The sequence below is a fragment of the Streptosporangium sp. NPDC000239 genome (genome assembly GCF_040300765.1).
Classification (GTDB): domain Bacteria; phylum Actinomycetota; class Actinomycetes; order Streptosporangiales; family Streptosporangiaceae; genus Streptosporangium.
On sequence record NZ_JBEPEI010000008.1, the window covers coordinates 126,936 to 145,524 of the forward strand.

Below are 18,589 nucleotides of genomic sequence, written 5' to 3' on the forward strand. Positions count from 1 at the left end.
CGCGTGCCCGGGGTCAGGCGAGCGCCCTGGCCAGCACGACCCCGCCGACGATCAACGCCAGGGCCGCGACGCGCCCCGCCCCGACGGGATCGCCGTGCAGCACGATCCCCAGGGTGATCGCGCCGACGGCGCCGATACCCGTGAAGACGGCGTAGGCGGTGCCGACGGGGAGTCCCTGCTGCATGGCCTTCGACAGCAGCCACACCGCCAGCGCCCCCAGCGCGAAACAGACCAGCGTGGGCAGCGGCCGGGTGAACCCCTCGGTCGGCTTGATGCTCTGCGACCAGGCGATCTCCACCAGCCCGGCCGCCATGAGCAGCAGCCAGCTCATCGGACGGCCAGCTTCCCGGCCAGCTCCCGCGCGGCGGCGTAGGACCCCTCGTGCACGGCCCGCCGGTCGGCGAGGGCCGGGTCCACCAGGGAGTTGACCAGTTCGGCGTGGACGAACGTGACGTCCTCGACGGCGAAGTGCCCGAGGAAGAAGTCACGCAGATAGCGTTCCTCGTGGTCGAAGGGCTCCCTGGGGGTGCCGGGGCCGTAGGCGCCGCCCCGCGCGCCCGCGACGACGAACGTCCGGCCGGTGAGCTTCATCTTGGGGAAGGTCACCTGGTCGATCCAGGCCTTCAGCGCCGAGGGGATGGAGAAGTTGTACATCGGCGTGCCGATCAGCACGACGTCCGCGGCCACCAGCTCGTCGAGCAGCGGTTCGACCACCGCCCAGGCCTCGGCCTGTTCCGGGGTGCTCACCACCTCGTGGTAGCGGCCGATGTCGGTGATCTGACCGGCCAGGACACGGTCGCACAGCTCCGTCCAGGCCTGCCCGATGTGCGGGACGGGGTCGGCGGCCAGATCCCGGTAGGTGTATCCGCCCTCCGGGTTGGCCGCGCGCCACGCAGCGGCGTAGATCCCCGACAGGGTGCGGGAGAAGGACGCACGGCGGGCGCTGGCGTCCAGATGCAGCAGGCGGCTCACGGCTCTCCGATCCTCGATGCCAAAGCGGACGTTGTGTCCGCTTAATCACCATAGCGACAAGCGGACACGATGTCCATTTGATCCGGGCCCAGTCGGCCTGAGGGCGGCGCCCGTCATCGCACGCGGCGACGGGCACGGCGCGGCGAGAGGGGTGCCTCGGAGGCGACGCCGGGAGCGACCACCGGCCGCCCGGGCACGTCGAGGCATCCGGGCACGAGAAAGGCGGCCCCGGTATCCCGGAGCCGCCTGGTGTGCGAACGACCCGGCAGGCCGTTCACACGAGGAGTCAGCGGACGACGGTGGTCACCGGCCGCGGGACGCGGGCGATGCCGGTCAGCCGGTTCTCCTCGCGCAGGGTGCGCAGCCGGTTGACCTCGGCGGTCCATTCCGCACCCTTGGGGGTCGCCCTGCCCTTGCGGCGGCGGATCCTGTCGTCGTAGGCCTTGGGCCCGAAGGTCGCCCGCTGGCCCGCCTCGGCCGCGCGCAGCGCCTCGGTCAGCGCCGCGTCGAAGACCAGCCCGGCGGCCCTGAGCTCCTCCGGGGACGCCCCGGCCGCCTGCACCCGGCGCAGTTCGGCCTCGGCCGTGCGCGCCCTCTCAAGGAACTCGGGGAAGCTCTTCCCGACCTCCTGGTCGGCGTGGTGACGGACCTCCGCCTCCCGGCTCACGCCCGGTCGGAAAAACGCCATCGTCTGCCCTCTCTCGCCCGTCGCCGGGAACCTCCCGGCGGATCACGGCTGTAGCCTACGCCGTCGGCCCCCGGACCACCCACTCAGGGACCGGCCCACCCCGGACGGCACGGCGCGGCGCCCTTTACACAGTAAGGTCACCGATGGCAGGATGCGGCCCATGCCCGCCAAACGACCACCCGTCCCGCTCTCCAGGGAACGCATCATCGAGGCCGCCCTGCACATCGCCGACAGCCAGGGGCTCCGGCGGCTGACGATGCGGCGCCTGGGCGACGCGCTCCAGGTCGAGGCCATGGCCATCTACCACCATCTGCCGCGCGGCAAGGACGCCCTCATGGACGCCCTGGCCGAGCACGTCACGGCCGTCCACGCCGAGCCTGCGAGCACCTGGCAGGACAGCGCGAGGGCGTGGTGCAGGGCGAGCAGGGACGCGCTCAGGGAGCATCCCGGGGTGCTGGCGCTGGCGCTGACCAAGCCCCCGAAGGGCCGCGCGGCGATCGCCCTCATGGAGCAGACCGAGCAGCTCGCCGACGCCGGGCTGCCCGACGCGGCGCAGGCGGTACGGACGCTGCGGGCCTACGTCTTCGGCGCGGTCGCGGTCGAGGTACAGCGCTCCGGATGGGCCGACTCCCCGGCGGACGGCGCCGAACCGTGGCGTCCCCCGTCGGCCGGCGGAGGCTCCGCGGCGGCCGACACCGACTTCGAGCACGGGCTGAACGCCCTGCTGGCGGGACTCAACGGAAAGCGAACGGAGACTGAACGGTAAAGAAACGCGAGGCCGATCCTTTTTTACCTGCCAGATGGCGCGTTTCGCTTGGCCAGATGTCCGCTATGAGGCATCCTGTGCTATAGGTCACACCTCCGGAAGAGCCCTGAAGGACCACTCTCCAGAGTTCGCAAACAGTCCTAACGGGCTATGTCCCGGGGCGAGATCCAGATCGCACACTTGAGTTTGACCAACGTGCGGACCTCACCCCGTTCGAGGCACGCACGACCCACATGTCCACACCAGATGCTCGTCACCCGTCACGCGATGGGAACGGATTCCCATCGGGGACACGGTGTCCACCCGCTGTCCGATGTCGATCCAGCGAGCCGACGATAGAGATCCGGAGGCACGCCGATGTGCCCGCACCAGCCGTCCTGTCCGCCCGCCGAGGCGCTGGACCGCGAAGCCGCCCGTACGATGGTCGCCCACCCCGAGCAGGGCTGGAGCCTGCTCTGCAACGGTGTGGTGCTGTTCGACGACACCGGTGAGATCCTGCCCGACGGCGGGGTCATCGAGCCGCACCGGCCCCTGGCCGGCGTCGCCTGATCGCCTGACCGATCACTCCGCGGCGGCGCGCATCCTCGCGCCGAGCCAGTGCGCGACCACCTCGCCCACCCTGCCGGGATGCCTTTTGAGATCGTGCCCCTCACCGGGCAGCACCACCAGGCGCGAGGTGTCCGCCGCCTCGGGGACCCCAAACGGGTCACGGTCACCGCTGACCGCCAGCACGTCGACCCCCGCCGCGCGCAGTTCCTGCGCGCGCGACCTCTCCGGCTTACCGGGAGGATGCAGGGGGAAGGCCAGCGCGACCACCGCCGTCGCCCCCGCCTGCGAGGCCGTACGGCAGGCGACCCTGGCCCCGTTGCTCCGCCCGCCCTGCACCAGCGGCAGACCGGGCCGGAGCCCGCGAAGCCCGGCGACCAGTTCCAGCCAGGCCTCGTCCTGCCTGGCCGCCGATCCGGGAGCCCTGGCCCCTCGCATCCTGAACGGCTGGAGCACCCGGGCGACCACTCCGCCGATCGGCGTCACCGCGTCCCGTACGGCCAGCAGGTCGGGTGCGTCCACTCCCCCGGCCGAGCCGTGGGTGAGCACCAGCAGGAAACGTGGATCGGCCACCTCGTCGATCTCGGCCACGGCCGGGCCGTGAACGGTGCCGATCTCCACGGACGAGGCAGTACTCCGGATGGACACCGATCTAGTCCTAACGGCTGATGTCCGGGCCTGCGGCAGGGCGGACAATCTCAGGGTGCAGGATCATCACGATATCCGACAGGACGTACGGGCGACCATCGGGGCCCGCCGTGACCTCGGCCCCGAGTACGAGGCCGCGCTCGTCGAGTCCTTCGTCGAACGCCTCGACTCGACGATCGCCGCCAGGGTGCGGGCGGAGCTGCAGGCCACGGGTTATCACCCCCAGCAGCATTATCCGCACCCCCAGGGTCCTCCCCCCGCGCCGCGGCGCAAGGGGAACGGCACCGTCCCGATCGCGCTCGGCTCGCTGGGGCTGGCCATCCCGCTGACCGCCGTCGCCGCCGAGGGCGGGACCGTGGGGATCCTGGTCGCCTGGGGCGGCATCGTGGTGATCAACATCGCCCACGCCCTCGGCGGGCTGCGCCACCGCGACTGAAGAGCGGGGCCGGAGACTCAGGCGTCCCGGTTGCGTCGCAGCCTGACCTCCTCGGCCAGTTCCTCGTCCGCGCTGTCCAGGCCGTAACGCCACACCCGCTCGGCGTCCTCGTCACGCCCTCTGAGCGGCAGCGTACGGGCCAGCAGCTCGATGGCCAGCGCCCCGGTCTCGGTGTCGCCGCCCTCCTCCACCGCCCCGGTGAGCTCGGCGCAGGCCAGTTCGAGATGGGCGATGCCGAGCAGCACCCGCAGCCTCGCCGTCTCCACGACGTCCGGCACGGACAGCGCCTCGACGAGCACTCCCGCCGCCTCGGCCGCCTCCCCCTCCTCAAGGAGGATCTCGGCCAGCCGCTGGGCGGCGAGGGAGGAGATCTCCGGCTCTCCGGTCGCCAGCGCGGCCCTCAGGGCCTCCTCCGCCTCCACGGGGCCCACGGCGAGCCTGGCCAGGCCCATGTGCGCCAGCGGAGCGCAGGCGGCGTTCCCGGTGCCCAGCGCGGCCTGCCAGGCCGCCCGCGCCTGGTCGGGCAGGTCGTCGCGCTCGAAGCTCCTGGCGAGCAGGCAGGCGGCCTGCCCGGCGAACTCGGGATGGCCGGTGGCCAGCGCGGCACGGGCCGCCGCCCTGGCGTCGGCCGCGTCCCCCCGCTCCTCGAGCACCACCGCCAGCCCGACCGCCGCCTGCGCGCGGTCGGGCCCCTCGGGGTCCGCGGCCAGCTCCGCGAGAATCACCGCGGCGCCGTCCAGGTCACCGTCCTCGGCCAGCTGCCGCGCGGTCTCCAGCGGTCGGGTGTCCACCTCTGGCATGCAGGGTCCCTCCGGGTAAGGAATCGCCCCGGGCCCGGTGGCCCGGAGCCCTGTCCACGAGGTGGATCTTAACGGTGCGAATCAGTCCTCGTAGGCCTCAAGCGGAGGGCAGGCGCACACCAGATTGCGGTCGCCGTACGCCTGGTCGATCCGGCGGACCGGCGACCAGTACTTGGCCTCGCGCACCGACGGCAGCGGGTAGGCCGCCTCGGCCCGCGAGTAGGCGTGCTCCCAGTCGTCGGCCAGCAGGCAGGCGGCCGTGTGCGGGGCGTTGCGCAGCGGGTTGTCGGTCTTGTCGTAGGCGCCGGAGGCGACCTTCTCGATCTCCCCCCTGATCGCGATCATCGCCTCGCAGAACCGGTCGAGCTCGGCCAGGTCCTCGCTCTCGGTCGGCTCGATCATCAGCGTACCGGCCACCGGGAAGGACATGGTGGGAGCGTGGAAGCCGTAGTCGACCAGGCGCTTGGCCACGTCGTCCACGGTCACACCGGTCTCCTTGGTGATCTGGCGCAGGTCCACGATGCACTCGTGGGCGACCAGGCCGCCCCGGCCGGTGTAGAGGACGGGGTAGTACGGGGCGAGCCTGCGGGCCAGGTAGTTGGCCGACAGGATGGCCTGCTCGGTGGCCGCCTTGAGCCCGTCTGCGCCCATCATCCTGACGTAGGCCCAGGAGATGGGCAGGATGCCCGCCGAACCGTACGGCGCGGCGGAGACGGGACCGACCGGCGAGTCGTCGCGCAGCGGGTGACCGGGCAGGTAGCCGGCGAGGTGGGCGCGGACCGCGACGGGGCCGACGCCGGGGCCGCCGCCGCCGTGCGGGATGCAGAAGGTCTTGTGCAGGTTCAGGTGGGAGACGTCCGCCCCGAACTCGCCCGGCTTGGCCAGGCCGACCAGGGCGTTGAGGTTGGCGCCGTCGACGTAGACCTGGCCGCCCGCCTCGTGCACCCGCTCGCAGATCTGGGTGATGGTCTCCTCGTAGACGCCGTGCGTCGAGGGGTAGGTCACCATGATCGCGGCGAGCCGGTCGCGGTGCTTGCCGAGCTTGGCGTCGAGGTCGGCGAGGTCCACGTTGCCGTTGTCGTCGCAGGCGACCACGACGACCCGCATACCGGCCATGACCGCGCTGGCGGCGTTGGTGCCGTGCGCGGAGGAGGGGATCAGGCAGACGTCGCGATGGGCCTCGCCGCGGGCGTGGTGGTAGGCGCGGATCGCCAGCAGCCCGGCGAACTCACCCTGGGAGCCCGCGTTCGGCTGGATGGAGACCGCGTCGTAGCCGGTGACCTCGGCCAGCCAGCCCTCAAGCTCCCGCACCAGCTCCGTGTAGCCCTCGGCCTGCTCCGCGGGGGCGTAGGGGTGCAGCCCGGCGAACTCGGGCCAGGTGATCGGCTCCATCTCGGTGGTCGCGTTGAGCTTCATGGTGCACGAGCCGAGGGGGATCATCGACCGGTCGAGCGCGACGTCCTTGTCCTGGAGCCTGCGCAGGTAGCGCAGCATGGCCGTCTCCGACCTGTGGCTGTGGAAGACCGGGTGGGTCAGGTAGTCGCCGGTGCGCGCCAGCCCCTCGGGCAGCGCGTCGTGCGCCGCGGCGTCCAGGTCGGTCAGTACGGCGCCGCTGACCTCGAAGGCGGCCAGGACCTGCTCCAGGTGGAGCTGCTCGGTCCGCTCGTCGCAGGTGACACCGACGTGGTCGGCGTCGACCAGGCGCAGGTTGACGCCGTTGTCGCGGGCCGCGGCCACGATCCGGGCGGCGCGGCCGGGCACCCGGGCGAGCACGGTGTCGAAGAAGGCGTCGTGGACGACCTCGACGCCTCCGTGGCGCAGGCCCGCGGCCAGCACGACGGCGTGCCGGTGGACGCGCCTGGCGATCCTGCGAAGGCCCTCGGGGCCGTGGTAGACGGCGTACATGCCCGCGATGACCGCGAGCAGCACCTGCGCGGTGCAGATGTTGCTGGTCGCCTTCTCCCTGCGGATGTGCTGCTCACGGGTCTGCAGCGCCAGGCGGTAGGCGGGGCGGCCGTCGGCGGCCTGGGAGACGCCGACCAGGCGGCCGGGCATCTGCCGCTGCAGGCCGTCGCGGACGGCCATGTAGGCGGCGTGCGGGCCGCCGAAGCCCAGCGGGACGCCGAAGCGCTGCGAGGAGCCGATCGCGATGTCGGCGCCGAGCTCGCCGGGGGCGGCCAGCAGGGTCAGGGCCAGCAGGTCGGCGGCGGCCACCACCTGGGCGCCGCGCGCGTGGGCGGCCTCGGCGACGGCGCGGAAGTCCCTGATCTCGCCGTCGGCCCCGGGGTACTGCACGAGCACGCCGAAACAGTCGGGAAGGGCCTCGGTGAAGTCGCTCTCGACCAGCTCGATGCCGAGCGGCTCGGCCCTGGTGCGCAGCACGGCCTTGGTCTGCGGCAGCGAGCCGGCGTCGACGACGAACACGTTCGAGGAGCCGCGCACCGCCCTGCGGGCCAGCGTCATCGCCTCGGCGGCGGCGGTGGCCTCGTCCAGCAGGGAGGCGCCCGCCACGTCGAGACCGGTCAGGTCGGAGACGACCGTCTGGAAGTTGAGCAGGGCCTCAAGGCGCCCCTGGGAGATCTCGGGCTGGTAGGGCGTGTAGGCGGTGTACCAGCCGGGGTTCTCCAGGAGGTTGCGGCGGATGACCGCCGGGGTGATCGTGTCGTGGTAGCCCAGGCCGATCATCGAGGTGAGCACGGTGTTACGCCCGGCGAGGGCGCGCAGCTCGGCGATGGCCTCCGTCTCGCTCGCGGCGGGCGGGAGGTTGAGCCTGTCCTTCGCCCTGATGGCCTCGGGGACGGCCACCGCGACCAGGTCGGCGGTCGAGGCGAATCCGACCGCCTCGAGCATGCGGGTCTGGTCGGCGTCCGCGGGCCCGATGTGACGGGTGGCGAACGGCGGGGGGGTCAGCTCGCTGAGCGGTGACAGGTCGGTCATGGGAAGCCTCCCGAGACGTTGGAGACCGGCGCTGGGCGCGGGCGTATGCCGGATCTCCCCCTCTGTCATCGCGACCTGAGAGTTTCACCTTCCGGTGCGTGGAAGGCTTTCCCCGTCGGTGAGACGCGCCTGGCGGGCGTGCCTGCTTTCCAGAGTCGCCTCGCCCACGCGGTACCGGGTGCCTGAGAGATTCCGGGGAGGTTGCTCCTTCGGCGCCCCGATCATGCCGGGGTCTCTCCCGCGCAGAGTCAGCAGCGAGACAACCTTACCCGGTGCGGCGAGCCCGGCGACGACGGGCCAGCTCATCCGCGTGGTGATCGCCTAAAGGGCTCTGGCCGGACTCCGCGCGCTCTCCGGGCAGGTCGGCCAGGGAGCCCTCCACCTCCTGCCAGACGCGGCCGAGGGCTATGCCGAAGACACCCTGCCCTCCCTGGAGCAGGTCGATGACCTCGTCGGGTGAGGTGCACTCGTACACGCTCACCCCGTCGCTCATGAGGGTGATCTGGGCCAGGTCGTTGACGCCGCGGTCGCGCAGGTGCTGGACGGCGATGCGGATCTGCTGGAGGGACACACCCGTGTCGAGCAGCCGTTTGACGACCTTGAGCACCAGGATGTCGCGGAAGCCGTACAGGCGCTGGGAACCCGAACCGTGAGCGGCCCTGACCGTGGGCTCGACCAGACCGGTGCGCGCCCAGTAGTCCAGCTGCCGATAGGTGATGTCGGCCGCGGCACAGGCGGTGGGACCGCGGTATCCGATGTCGGCGGGCAGTTTCACCGGCTGCCCGTCGAACAGCAGGCCCTCTTCGCCCGCACGCTGACGTGCCTCCCCGCGCCGTTCCGGGTCATCCTGGTCGGCGTTTCTACCCTCGCCGCTGCTGACCGCCACGCGGACCTCCGGCTTTCTCTCATCCCGCGGCCTGATCTGGGGGTTTGCGCACAGCCGCGGGTTTCACTTGCACCGTAGGACTGGGGCCAAGATCAGTCAACGACCCTCCCCGGCGCGTCGTGAAGCGTAAATGCACCGAAATACCTACCCCGCGCGACCGAAGTCCTCGGGCGTGATCGTGTCAAGGAACTCCCTGAACTTCTCCACCTCGTCCTCCTGGTCGTCGGGAATGATCACCCCCGCCTCCCTGACGATGTCCTCACTGGCGAAGATACGGGCTCCCGTACGCAACGCCAGGGCTATGGAGTCCGAAGGACGGGCGCTCACCTCGACCCCGTTGGAGAACACGAGATCGGCGAAGAAGATCCCATCACGGAGTGCGACGATGTTCACGGTGCTCAGCCGGACGCCGAGCGCGTCGAGCACGTCGCGGAAGAGGTCATGGGTGAGTGGCCGGGGTGGCGGCTCTTCGGCCTGGGCCATCGCGATCGCCGTCGCCTCGGTCATGCCGATCCAGATCGGCAGGTACCGCTCCCCATGTGCCTCCTTCAGCAGGACAATAGGCTGGTTTGAGGGCATCTCAACCCGAACGCCCACGACCTCCATCTGCAACACGGGCTGCTCCGTCTTCGCTGGATTATGACCGGTTTGTTCAACGTAACACTCGTGAGGGGACGAGTGCCTGGTCAGGTTCTCACCGGCCCAAGCCCCCACGCACGGCGGAACGCAGGAGCGAGGCGTGCAATTCCAGCAGAAGACCAGAAATCTCCTTGGCGGTCTCGTCGGCCCGGTCGATGGCCCCCGGGCCTCGGCGGCGAAGCAACGGCGCGATGGCCTGTTCGACGAGGGTGGCCTCCCGCTCGGCCGCGGCCTTGACGACCCGCAGGTGGCGTGCCCTGAGCCCGAAGGCGGCCAGTGCCCCCACGCTGCGGGCCACGGCCAGCGCCTCGGCGTCGTAGTGGCGGGCGACCGCGGCGAGCAGGCCGAAGTCCTCAAGCTCGGTGAGGGTCTCCTCGTCGAGCTCGGCGGCGGCGAGCAGTTCCTTGCGGGTGAGACGAACCTCCGGCGGCGCCTCGCCGGGAAGGGCCCGCGGAGGGGTGACCGGCCGGTCCTCGCGGTCCGCGGCCTCGAGCCGGTCCTTGATCACACGCAGCGGCAGGTAACGGTCGCGCTGCTCGCCGAGGATGTAACGCAGCCGCTCGACGTCGGCGTAACTGAACTTCCGGTAGCCGGAGGGACTGCGCTCCGGCTCGATCAACCCCTCGCCCTCCAGGAAACGGATCTTGGAGATGCTGACGTCGGGGAACTCGCCCTGCAACAGGGCGAGCACCTCCCCGATGCTCATGTGCGAACGAGCCGCCTGGGAGCTCATCATCCTCCAGCGGCGCCACGGGTGAGGAAGACCAGGCGGAACTTGCCGATCTGCACCTCGTCGCCGCCGTAGAGCGGGACCTCCTCGATCCGCTCGCGGTTGACGTAGGTGCCGTTGAGGCTGCCGACGTCACGGACGGTGAACACCCCTCCGCCGCGCCGGTAGAACTCGACGTGACGCCGCGAGACGGTGATGTCGTCCAGGAAGATGTCACTCTCGGGGTGACGGCCGACCGTGGTCAGGTCGCTGTCCAGCAGGAAGCGGCTGCCCGCGTTGGGACCACGCATGGCGACGAGCAGCGCGGCGCCCGGAGGCAGTTGCTCGACGGCCTGCCGCTCGGCGAGAAGCGTCTCTCCCGTCTCCGCCTCGTAGGCCTCGATCCCGGACAGGGAGATCGTCGACGTACTGTCCCCCGGGGAGTCGAACCTGGTCAGCGGCGACCCGCATCGTGAACAGAAACGGGCGTCCTCAGGGTTGGCATGACCGCACTGCGTGCAGTAGACGCTCGGCATCGATCGGCTCGGCCTCCTACCGCGAGGACGCGGCAACGGTTCTCGGTACGCGCGCCTCGCTTCATCGCTTCTCAAGTATTTGCTCAGACTGCGAATGCCGCAACATACACCGAATAGCGAGAAAGATCAAGTCCGACGCTCGAGGACGGGTTCGGTCGAGGACAAAGTTACCGCCGGGCGGCGCCCCGGTCCATGCCGCCGCGCTGGGTTTTCGCGCTCTCCGGACCGGGGATCCCAGGGGAGGCCTCAGGTCGCCGCCGCCCCCTCCACGACCCTGGCCCAGTGCTCGATCAGGCTCTGCGCCGAGTCGACGTCCCCCGCCTCCGCCCACAGGTGGGTCACCGCCTCGGCCGGGTCCGGCAGCACCAGCGCCCAGCTGCCGTCCTGCGCCACGACGCGCACCCCGTCGGTCGTGTCTATCCGGTACAGCTCGGCGGCCTCGATGACCGAGCGCATCACCACGCCCTTGGCGGCCCACGGCGTGGGGACCGTACGGCGCAGCAACCGGGCCTGCGGGATCCTGGCGTCGATCTGGCTGAGCGAAAGGCGGGTCCTGGCGACCAGGCCGAGCAGCCGCAGGAACACCGCCAGGCCGTCGACCGTCGGGCCGAACTCGGGTACCACGAAGCCGCCCCGCCCGTCCGCGGCGAAGACCATGCCCTCCGCCCTGGCCGCGGTGGTCAGCGCGTCCAGCGCGGTCGAGGTCCACTCGACCTGCACGCCGTGGAAGCGGCAGACCTGCTCGGCCACCCGGGTCGTGGTGACCGGCAGGGCCACCCTGCCGCCACGCCGCTCTGCGGCGACCAGGTCGAGTACGACCAGCAGGGCGCGCTCCTCGCTGATCAGCTGGCCCGTCTCGTCGACGAGCGCGATCCGCTCCCCCACCGGGTCGAAGCGCACGCCGAAGGCCGCCCTGGCCGAGCCGACCAGCTCGGACAGGCGTTGCAGGGCCCGGCGGCGCTCGGCGAGGGTCTCGGTCGGCGAGGCGTCGTCCAGGCGGTTGTTGACGGTGAGCACCTCGACGCCGACCCTGCCCAGGAGGCTGGGCAGCACCAGTGAGGACGTGCCGCCCGCGCAGTCGACGACGACCTTCAGGTCGGCGTCGCGCACCCCGGTGACGTCCACGCAGCGCAGCAGCTCGTAGGTGTAGTCCTCGATCGCCCTGGCCGGGAAGCTCAGCTCGGCGATCTCCCCGGGGAAGGCTCGGCGGAACTCCTGGCGGGAGAAGACCCGCTCCAGTTTGCGCTGGGCGCCCTGGGAGAGGTCGGCGCCGTGCTCGTCCATGAAGACGATGTCCACGCTCTGCGGGTCGCCCGGGGTGGTGCGCAACGCGATCCCGCCGACCGCGTTCTCCCTGGCGGTGTGGAAGCGCGAGACGGGCAGCGGGGCCGCCTCCAGGTCGAGCACGTTGATCGCGCTGGCGGTCAGCGCGCTGATCACGGCCCGCTTCAGCGCCCTGGCCGCCCGGGAGGAGTCCCGGGAGGTGATGACCGAGGCGCCCTTCCTCAGCGTGGTCGCGTAGGCGCTGGCGAGCCGTACGCACAGTTCGGGGGTGATCTCCACGTTGACCAGGCCGGAGACGCCGCGCGGGCCGAACAGGCTGCGCTGGCCCCTGGGCTCCCAGATGACGCTGGTGTTGACGACCGCCCCGGCCTCCACGGTCTTGAAGGGGTAGACCTTGACGCCCGAGGAGACGTACGCCTCGGCCTCGATGATGCACTCGTCGCCGACGACGGCGCCCTCCTCGATCCTGACCCCGGTCATCAGGTCGGTGTTCTTGCCGACGACACAGCCGCGCAGGTGGGCGCTCGGGCCGACGTAGACGTTGTCGTGGACGACGGCGCGGTGCAGGAAGGCGCCCTCCCTGACCACCACGTTGCTGCCGAGCACGGTGAACTCGCGCAGTTCGGCCCCCGCCTCGACCTTGGCGTAGTCGCCGACGTACAGGGGACCCTTGAGCACGGCGTCGGCGTCGACCGAGGCCCCCTCGGCCACCCAGACGCCCGGGGAGACCTCGAAGGCGTCGATGTCCACCCTCACCCGCCCGGAGAGCACGTCCGCCTGTGCCCTGAGGTAGCTCTCGTGCGTGCCGACGTCCTCCCAGTAACCGTCGGCGACGTAGCCGTACAGCGGGGCGCCGCGCGCCAGCAGACGGGGGAAGACGTCGGCGGACCAGTCGACGACCCCGCCCGCGGCGATCTCGTCGAGGACCTCGGGCTCCATCACGTAGACGCCGGTGTTGACGGTGTCGGAGAAGACCTGGCCCCAGGTCGGCTTCTCCAGGAAGCGCTCGACCCTGCCCCGGTCGTCGACGATGACGATGCCGAACTCCAGGGGGTTGGGGACGCGTTTGAGCCCGATCGTCACCAACGCGCCGTTCTCCCGGTGGAAGCGGATCATGTCGGTGAGGTCCATGTCGGTCAGCGCGTCGCCGGAGATGACCAGGAAGGGCTCGTCCCTGAGCTTGTCCGCGGCGTTCTTGACGCTGCCCGCCGTGCCGAGAGGGGTGTCCTCGGTGGCGTAGTACAGGCTCATGCCGAGCTCGTCGCCGTCACCGAAGTAGTTGCGGACCAGCGCCGCCAGGAACTGCACGGTCACCACGGTCTCGGTGAACCCGTGCCGCCTCAGCAGGCGCAGCACGTGTTCCATGATCGGCCGGTTGATCACGGGTAGCAGTGGCTTGGGCTGGTTGGCGGTCATCGGCCGCAGCCGAGTCCCCTCCCCGCCCGCCATCACGACGGCCTTCACACATCACCTCTTAATGCGTCCGGCTCCGCGTATGAGCTGACGCACCTGTACCCAGTAGAGCGCCCCGGACCACCAGTACAGTCCGGTGCCCCAGATCGCGAGCGACCAGCCGACGATGCGGGCGGGCCCGGCGTACCAGGCGTCGTGGTGGGCGAGGAAGAGCAGGGGGAAGGCGTAGAGCAGGTTGGCCGTCGCGGCCTTGCCGAGGAAGTGCACGGGCAGCGCGGGGCCGTACCCCAGGCGGCGCAGGATGGGCGGGATGCCCAGCAGCATGACGTCGCGCAGCGGGATCGCCAGGGCCAGCCACCAGGGGATGATCTCGCGCATGGCCAGGCCGAAGAGGGTGGCCAGGATGTAGAGGCGGTCGGCCAGCGGGTCGAGGAGGCGGCCGAGCCTGCTGGTCTGGTTCCACGCGCGGGCGATCTTGCCGTCGAGCCAGTCGGACAGGCCGGCCAGCATCAGCAGCGCCACGGCCCAGCTGTCGGCCTTCGGCCCGAGGACCAGCCACAGGAAGACCGGGACTCCGACAAGCCGGGCCAGGCTCAGCGCGTTGGGCACCGTCAAAATGCGGTCTTCGGCACCCGATGCTTCCGGATTCACCCGAATGTCTCCCTCCCCGTACCTGAAGCCGACCCTACTGCGTTCGCCGCGGCATCCCGCAGGTGACGGGCACCACAGGTCTCTTCACAGCTTCGGCAGGAACCCTGTGAAGGTTCTTCGAGGTCGTGGGGGGAGTGTGCCGCGGGCGCGGGCCGGGCGTGTCGCCCGTCCCGCACCCGGGGAGGATGCGGCGGACCCGGTCACGGTCCGCCGCAACGGCTCAGTTCGCGGCTCCCACGGCGACCGGGGAGCGGTCACGCCGCCACAGCCTGTCCAGGGCCAGCGCCCCGCCGCCGCTGAACCCGATCGCCAGGCAGATGGCGAACAGGACCAGGACGTACTCGAACCCACCCTGCTGCGAGAAGAAGCCCTTGCCCGCGTGGACGAAGACGTAGGCGCCGACCATGTTGAGGGCGAGGATGACGCCCGCGACAGGCAGGGCGGCGCCGAGGATGAAGGCGAGGCCGCAGAGGACCTCGCTGCCCGCCACGGCCGGGGCCGCCACGGCGGCGAGGGGGATGCCGAGGTGGGTGAACCCGGCCGTGACCTCGTCGATCCCGCTGCTGAGGAGCTTCTGAAGGCCGTGCGCGATGAACACGATGCCGATGACGACCCGGGCGAGCAAAAGGGTGTAAGGCCCGATTCTCTCCAGCATGACTTTTCTCCTGTTGCGATGTAGTTCACTGATGAACCGGCACCCACAGGTCGACGTTTGGTTGAACGTTGAACTATTTGGGCATGGTACGGCGCTGCACAAACGCCAAAAATGGGGCCGGAACTGTGCTTTCACAGCACGAGCACTTCGATCGTCACCGAACGGGCGACAAGGACGGCGGGTGACGGACCCGGCCACGGATGTTCCTTGACCCACATAACATCCAACTATTCGCAACTGTCGTTGTCAACGACCTTCGTCTCCGGGCGGCCCTGGCGGCACGGCGAAGGCCCGGGACGCACGAGACGGATCCGTCTCGTGCGTCCCGGGCCTTCCGAGGTTCCGGGGGTCGGGCGAGGCGCGCGGGCCGGGAGACCGCCCGCGCCGCGCCTCAGCGGCCGCGGACCGCGGCGCGGGGCGACCAGACCCAGACGAGCAGGGCCACGGTCAGCCCGAACAGGGTGAGCCCGCTGGGCACGTGTGTGCCGAGCAGGTTCCAGGTGAAGTGCTGCCCCATGCCGATCAGGAGCAGGCCCGCGCTGGCCGCCGCGGGCCATCCCGCGCCTCGGCCCGGCCGCCAGAACAGCACGGCCGCGACGGTCTGCAGCAGTGCGATCAGGTGCACCACCATCCCGACCATGACGTGGGTCTCGGCCAGATCGGCTCCGCCCTGTACGGCCTGGCCCGCGAAGGAGGCCGCGACGATCAGACCGACGGCCTGCGCGGTCACCAGAACGCGCAGGCCGTACAGCAGGCCCGCGGAGACGGAGCGCTCCGGTGCCGCGAGCGGCCGGGTGATGCCCTCCTGCATGAGATGTGTCCTTCCTGCAATGACTGTTCAGGGACACATCGTGGCCGCGCGGATCCGCCGGGTCGTCAGCCTCCAGGGGTACCCGCCGATCCGCCGCGTGGCGGATTCGCCGTGCTCCGGGGACGGCGCCGGGACGGAACCCGTTCACGGCGCCCGCGCCTCTCCTCCTGAGGTAGGTCGGCCCTCTCCTCCTCATGGCGGAAGGAAAATCAATCGGATTACGGGGCCATTCCGCCCGCTTCAGCCTCTACCCTTCACAGCATGACCAAAGACACCACGCTCTTTCTGGGGCAGTGGCTACGCTCCCCGGGAACCGTTGGGGCGGTGGCGCCGAGCTCACGGCGGCTGGCCGAGACGGTGACCACCCCGGTCCCCCAGCGGGGCGATCCCGTGATCGTCGAGCTGGGCCCGGGGACGGGGGCGTTCACCGCGGAGATCCAGCGGCGGCTGAACGGCAGGGGGCACCACCTGGCCGTGGAGATCAATCCCGCGCTGGCCTCGTTCCTGTCGGAGCGGCACCCGAAGGTGGACGTGGTGGTCGGCGACGCGGCGCGGCTGCCCGAGATGCTGCGTGAGCGCGGTCTTGAGAAGGCCGACGCCGTCATCAGCGGCCTGCCCTGGGCGGCCTTCTCCGCCGACACCCAGACGCGCCTGCTGGACGCCGTCGTGGCCACCATGAGCCCGCACACGGCCTTCACGACCTTCGCCTACAGCTTCGCCAAGCGCATGCGGCCCGCGCAGCGCTTCCGGCGCCGTCTGCACGAGACCTTCGAGGAGGTCGTCGTCGGCAGGACCGTCTGGGGCAACCTTCCCCCCGCCTTCGTCTACCACGTGCGCAGGCCCCGGACCCTCGACACCGCAGGCGCCTGCGACCTGTGACACCTCGGGGGCACCTCAGCGCGCCGCCTGGACCAGCGCCTCGAACAGCCGGTTGTCGCCGGCGCGCTCCGGATGCCACTGGACGCCGACGCAGAAGGGGTGCCCCTGAAGCTCGACCCCCTCGACGATCTGGTCGTCGGCCCACGCGACGGCGAGCAGCCCCTCGCCCAGCCTCTTGACGGCCTGGTGGTGCGGCGCGGTCACCTCCGCGTGGTCGCCGACCGCCTTGCCCAGGCCGCTTGAGACGCTGATCTGGATCAGGTGCTCCCGGCCCGCGGCGGAGTGACGGTCGTGACCGACCTCGTCGGAGAGCCACGGGATCAGCGAGCCGCCCTGGGCGACGTTGAGGACGTGCATGCCCCTGGCCACGGCCAGCAACGGCAGACCCTCCCGTACGGCGGCGCGGGCGAGAGCGAGCTCGAACCGGTCACGGTGGGGCTGGGGCGCGCCCGCGCGGCCCTCGGGGGACGCGCCGTACAGGGAGGGGTCGAGCGCGCCACCGCCCGCGAGGACCAGCCCGGACAGACGCCGCACGTGGTCGCCGGCCGCGGCCGGGTTCGTCGGCGGGACCAGTACGGCGATCCCGCCCGCCTTCTCGATCGCGCGCACGTAGGAGGGGGGTGACAGGACGGCCTCGCGGACCCAGTCGCCCCAGCGGGCGGCCTCAAGGTAAGCGGTGACACCGATCAGGGGTCGGGGCATGTGGAACTCCAAGGGGGCCATGCGACGGCGGCGTCCCCGTTCCGGGCGGCACCCGTCCCGTCTTCAGCAACTTCCCTATCATGGCGCACCCTATTTCGGTTATGTCACGCTTTTGAAGGTCTCAGTGTCGTCTCACCGCGCCGTCGCCACGCAGGGACGGGACGGGCCGCACCAGGCGACACGGCAAACACCCACACAAGGGATAAATAACAAAGTTCGGATAAATACGATTTGTGACCACCCAGGTCACTCCTATAGCACGATCGCCAAAAATAGTCTCGCAATTACAGATAGTTTGAATTCCCGCCATATTGCTGAGAACACGTTGTGAGCCTCACATGGTGATGGAAGACTCAAATGCGAGCGCTCTGGTGCGCCGGGGCCGCAGGACGCTCATCACCCGGATTCGTCAGGAGGTAGGTCTGCGTGATCGGACATTCGATCCGGTCAATTAGGGTGGGTTCCGTCCATGTCCTTGAATCCGCGTCTCGTGAAGGAAAGCTTCGCCGTCATCGAACCCGTCGCGGACAAGGCCGCCGCGTATTTCTACGGCCGTCTGTTCGCGGAGAACCCGCACATGCGGGCCATGTTCCCCCCGGCGATGGACACCCAGCGCGACCGCCTGTTCGGCGCGCTGACCAGGATCGTGTGGAGCCTCGACAGCCTCGACGGCCTGTCGTCGTTCCTCGGCGAGCTCGGCCGGGGCCACCGCAGGTACGGCGTGCTCCCCGAGCACTACACCACGCTCGGCAACGCCCTGCTGGCCACGGTGCGACGCTTCGCCGCCGAGGTGTGGAGCCCCGAGATGGAGGCCGCGTGGCTGGCCGCCTACACCGCCGCCGCCGACATCATGATCACCTCCGCCGAGGAGGACGCCCGGACCTCGCCCGCCTGGTGGACCGCCGAGGTGATCGGTCATGAACTGCGCGCCCCGGACATCGCGGTGATAACCCTGCGGCCCGGCGAGCCGCTGCCGTACCTGCCGGGCCAGCACGTCGACGTGCAGACCGCGCGCTGGCCGCGGGTGTGGCGCCCGTTCTCCATCGCCAACGCGCCCAGGCGGGACAACACCGTCCGCCTGCACGTCAGGGCCGTCCCCGGCGGCTGGGTCTCCTCCGCCCTTGTCGGGCACACCCGGATCGGGGACACGGTGACGCTCGGCGCGCCGGGCGGCACGATGACGCCGCCCGAGCGCGGACGTGACATCCTGTGCGTCGCCGGGGGCACCGGCCTGGCCCCGCTGAAGGCCATCGTGGAACACGTGATCACCTCGGACGCCACCCCGCCCCGCGTCCGCCTGCTGTACGGCGCCCGCACCTCGCGCGAGCTCTACGACCTGCCCGACCTGATGAGGATGCGCTCACGCGTGCCCAGGCTCGAAGTGGTGCCCGTGGTCTCCGACGAGCCCCGCTACGGCGGTGAACGGGGGCGGCTGCCCGAGGTCGTCGACCGCCTGCGGCCGTGGGCCGGGCACGAGGTCTACGTCTGCGGACCCGACGACATGGTCGAGGAGACGATCCTCAGGCTCCAGCGCGGTGGGGTCCCGCCCGCGGACATCCACCGGGACCGTCCCCAGGAGGGACGGCGCCGGGGCGCCCACTGCCATACCTGACCGGCTGAGCGCGGGACGC

At 70.8% G+C, this 18,589-nt stretch carries 20 protein-coding genes and 1 riboswitch; of the genes, 5 read left to right on the forward strand and 15 right to left on the reverse strand.

Going from position 1 to position 18,589, the window contains the following annotated elements; genetic code table 11:
• Positions 1 to 13 precede the first annotated feature (13 nt).
• The 3 genes from ABT340_RS21415 to ABT340_RS21425 form a co-directional block, all read right to left on the reverse strand.
• Complete coding sequence (locus ABT340_RS21415; protein ID WP_352012546.1) at positions 14 to 331, reverse strand: DMT family transporter; 318 nt, start codon at positions 329 to 331, stop codon at positions 14 to 16.
• Positions 328 to 972 (reverse strand): FMN-dependent NADH-azoreductase, encoded by a 645-nt coding sequence (locus ABT340_RS21420; RefSeq protein WP_352012547.1) that lies wholly within the window; start codon positions 970 to 972, stop codon positions 328 to 330. Before ABT340_RS21420 ends, ABT340_RS21415 begins: the two co-directional genes overlap by 4 nt.
• A gap of 286 nt (positions 973 to 1,258) precedes the next feature.
• A complete protein-coding gene (locus ABT340_RS21425) occupies positions 1,259 to 1,639 on the reverse strand; it encodes a hypothetical protein (RefSeq protein WP_352012548.1) in 381 nt (126 codons plus the stop codon).
• A 181-nt stretch (positions 1,640 to 1,820) separates the two neighbouring features.
• Between ABT340_RS21425 and ABT340_RS21430 the strand changes: the two genes are divergently transcribed.
• The gene (locus ABT340_RS21430; RefSeq protein ID WP_352012549.1) at positions 1,821 to 2,426 is read left to right on the forward strand and encodes a TetR/AcrR family transcriptional regulator C-terminal domain-containing protein; all 606 of its coding nucleotides are present in this window, start codon (positions 1,821 to 1,823) and stop codon (positions 2,424 to 2,426) included.
• 357 nt (positions 2,427 to 2,783) lie between these two features.
• Entirely contained in the window at positions 2,784 to 2,975 is a 192-nt protein-coding gene (locus ABT340_RS21435) for a DUF5999 family protein (protein ID WP_352012550.1), read from the forward strand.
• 12 nt (positions 2,976 to 2,987) lie between these two features.
• On the opposite strand, the gene ABT340_RS21440 is transcribed toward ABT340_RS21435, so the two are convergent.
• Positions 2,988 to 3,593, reverse strand: coding sequence for an alpha/beta hydrolase family protein (locus ABT340_RS21440; protein ID WP_352012551.1), 606 nt, complete (start codon positions 3,591 to 3,593; stop codon positions 2,988 to 2,990).
• A gap of 82 nt (positions 3,594 to 3,675) precedes the next feature.
• Between ABT340_RS21440 and ABT340_RS21445 the strand changes: the two genes are divergently transcribed.
• Positions 3,676 to 4,056, forward strand: coding sequence for a hypothetical protein (locus ABT340_RS21445; protein ID WP_352012552.1), 381 nt, complete (start codon positions 3,676 to 3,678; stop codon positions 4,054 to 4,056).
• Between the two features lie 17 nt (positions 4,057 to 4,073).
• Here the strand turns inward: ABT340_RS21445 and ABT340_RS21450 are convergent, their stop codons facing one another.
• The 10 genes from ABT340_RS21450 to ABT340_RS21495 form a co-directional block, all read right to left on the reverse strand.
• Complete coding sequence (locus tag ABT340_RS21450; RefSeq protein WP_352012553.1) at positions 4,074 to 4,856, reverse strand: YfgM family protein; 783 nt, start codon at positions 4,854 to 4,856, stop codon at positions 4,074 to 4,076.
• Positions 4,857 to 4,937: 81 nt separating this feature from the next.
• Entirely contained in the window at positions 4,938 to 7,793 is a 2,856-nt protein-coding gene (gene gcvP, locus ABT340_RS21455; RefSeq protein WP_352012554.1) for an aminomethyl-transferring glycine dehydrogenase, read from the reverse strand.
• A 159-nt stretch (positions 7,794 to 7,952) separates the two neighbouring features.
• Positions 7,953 to 8,044, reverse strand: a riboswitch (glycine riboswitch).
• A gap of 14 nt (positions 8,045 to 8,058) precedes the next feature.
• The gene (locus ABT340_RS21460; protein ID WP_184713883.1) at positions 8,059 to 8,679 is read right to left on the reverse strand and encodes a MerR family transcriptional regulator; all 621 of its coding nucleotides are present in this window, start codon (positions 8,677 to 8,679) and stop codon (positions 8,059 to 8,061) included.
• Between the two features lie 144 nt (positions 8,680 to 8,823).
• A complete protein-coding gene (locus ABT340_RS21465; protein ID WP_184713884.1) occupies positions 8,824 to 9,294 on the reverse strand; it encodes a bifunctional nuclease family protein in 471 nt (156 codons plus the stop codon).
• A gap of 79 nt (positions 9,295 to 9,373) precedes the next feature.
• On the reverse strand, positions 9,374 to 10,024 hold the full coding sequence (ftsR, locus tag ABT340_RS21470) for a transcriptional regulator FtsR (RefSeq protein ID WP_352012555.1): 651 nt from the start codon (positions 10,022 to 10,024) through the stop codon (positions 9,374 to 9,376).
• Between the two features lie 26 nt (positions 10,025 to 10,050).
• On the reverse strand, positions 10,051 to 10,563 hold the full coding sequence (locus ABT340_RS21475; RefSeq protein WP_352012556.1) for a double zinc ribbon and FHA domain-containing protein: 513 nt from the start codon (positions 10,561 to 10,563) through the stop codon (positions 10,051 to 10,053).
• Positions 10,564 to 10,809: 246 nt separating this feature from the next.
• Positions 10,810 to 13,311, reverse strand: a complete 2,502-nt coding sequence (locus tag ABT340_RS21480) for a sugar phosphate nucleotidyltransferase (RefSeq protein WP_352012557.1) — start codon at positions 13,309 to 13,311, stop codon at positions 10,810 to 10,812.
• Positions 13,312 to 13,314: 3 nt separating this feature from the next.
• Positions 13,315 to 13,869, reverse strand: a complete 555-nt coding sequence (clsA, locus tag ABT340_RS21485; protein ID WP_352012558.1) for a cardiolipin synthase ClsA — start codon at positions 13,867 to 13,869, stop codon at positions 13,315 to 13,317.
• Between the two features lie 262 nt (positions 13,870 to 14,131).
• On the reverse strand, positions 14,132 to 14,566 hold the full coding sequence (locus ABT340_RS21490; protein ID WP_352012559.1) for a DoxX family protein: 435 nt from the start codon (positions 14,564 to 14,566) through the stop codon (positions 14,132 to 14,134).
• A gap of 391 nt (positions 14,567 to 14,957) precedes the next feature.
• Positions 14,958 to 15,377, reverse strand: coding sequence for a hypothetical protein (locus tag ABT340_RS21495; protein ID WP_352012560.1), 420 nt, complete (start codon positions 15,375 to 15,377; stop codon positions 14,958 to 14,960).
• A 261-nt stretch (positions 15,378 to 15,638) separates the two neighbouring features.
• Between ABT340_RS21495 and ABT340_RS21500 the strand changes: the two genes are divergently transcribed.
• Positions 15,639 to 16,256 carry a class I SAM-dependent methyltransferase gene (locus ABT340_RS21500; RefSeq protein WP_352012561.1) on the forward strand — a complete coding sequence of 206 codons (618 nt, stop codon included), beginning with the start codon at positions 15,639 to 15,641 and terminating at the stop codon, positions 16,254 to 16,256.
• Positions 16,257 to 16,271: 15 nt separating this feature from the next.
• Here ABT340_RS21500 and ABT340_RS21505 read toward each other — a convergent pair whose 3' ends face one another.
• Positions 16,272 to 16,958 carry a gamma-glutamyl-gamma-aminobutyrate hydrolase family protein gene (locus ABT340_RS21505; RefSeq protein WP_352012562.1) on the reverse strand — a complete coding sequence of 229 codons (687 nt, stop codon included), beginning with the start codon at positions 16,956 to 16,958 and terminating at the stop codon, positions 16,272 to 16,274.
• A 490-nt stretch (positions 16,959 to 17,448) separates the two neighbouring features.
• Between ABT340_RS21505 and ABT340_RS21510 the strand changes: the two genes are divergently transcribed.
• A complete protein-coding gene (locus ABT340_RS21510; protein WP_352012563.1) occupies positions 17,449 to 18,570 on the forward strand; it encodes a globin domain-containing protein in 1,122 nt (373 codons plus the stop codon).
• The last annotated feature ends 19 nt before the right edge of the window (positions 18,571 to 18,589 follow it).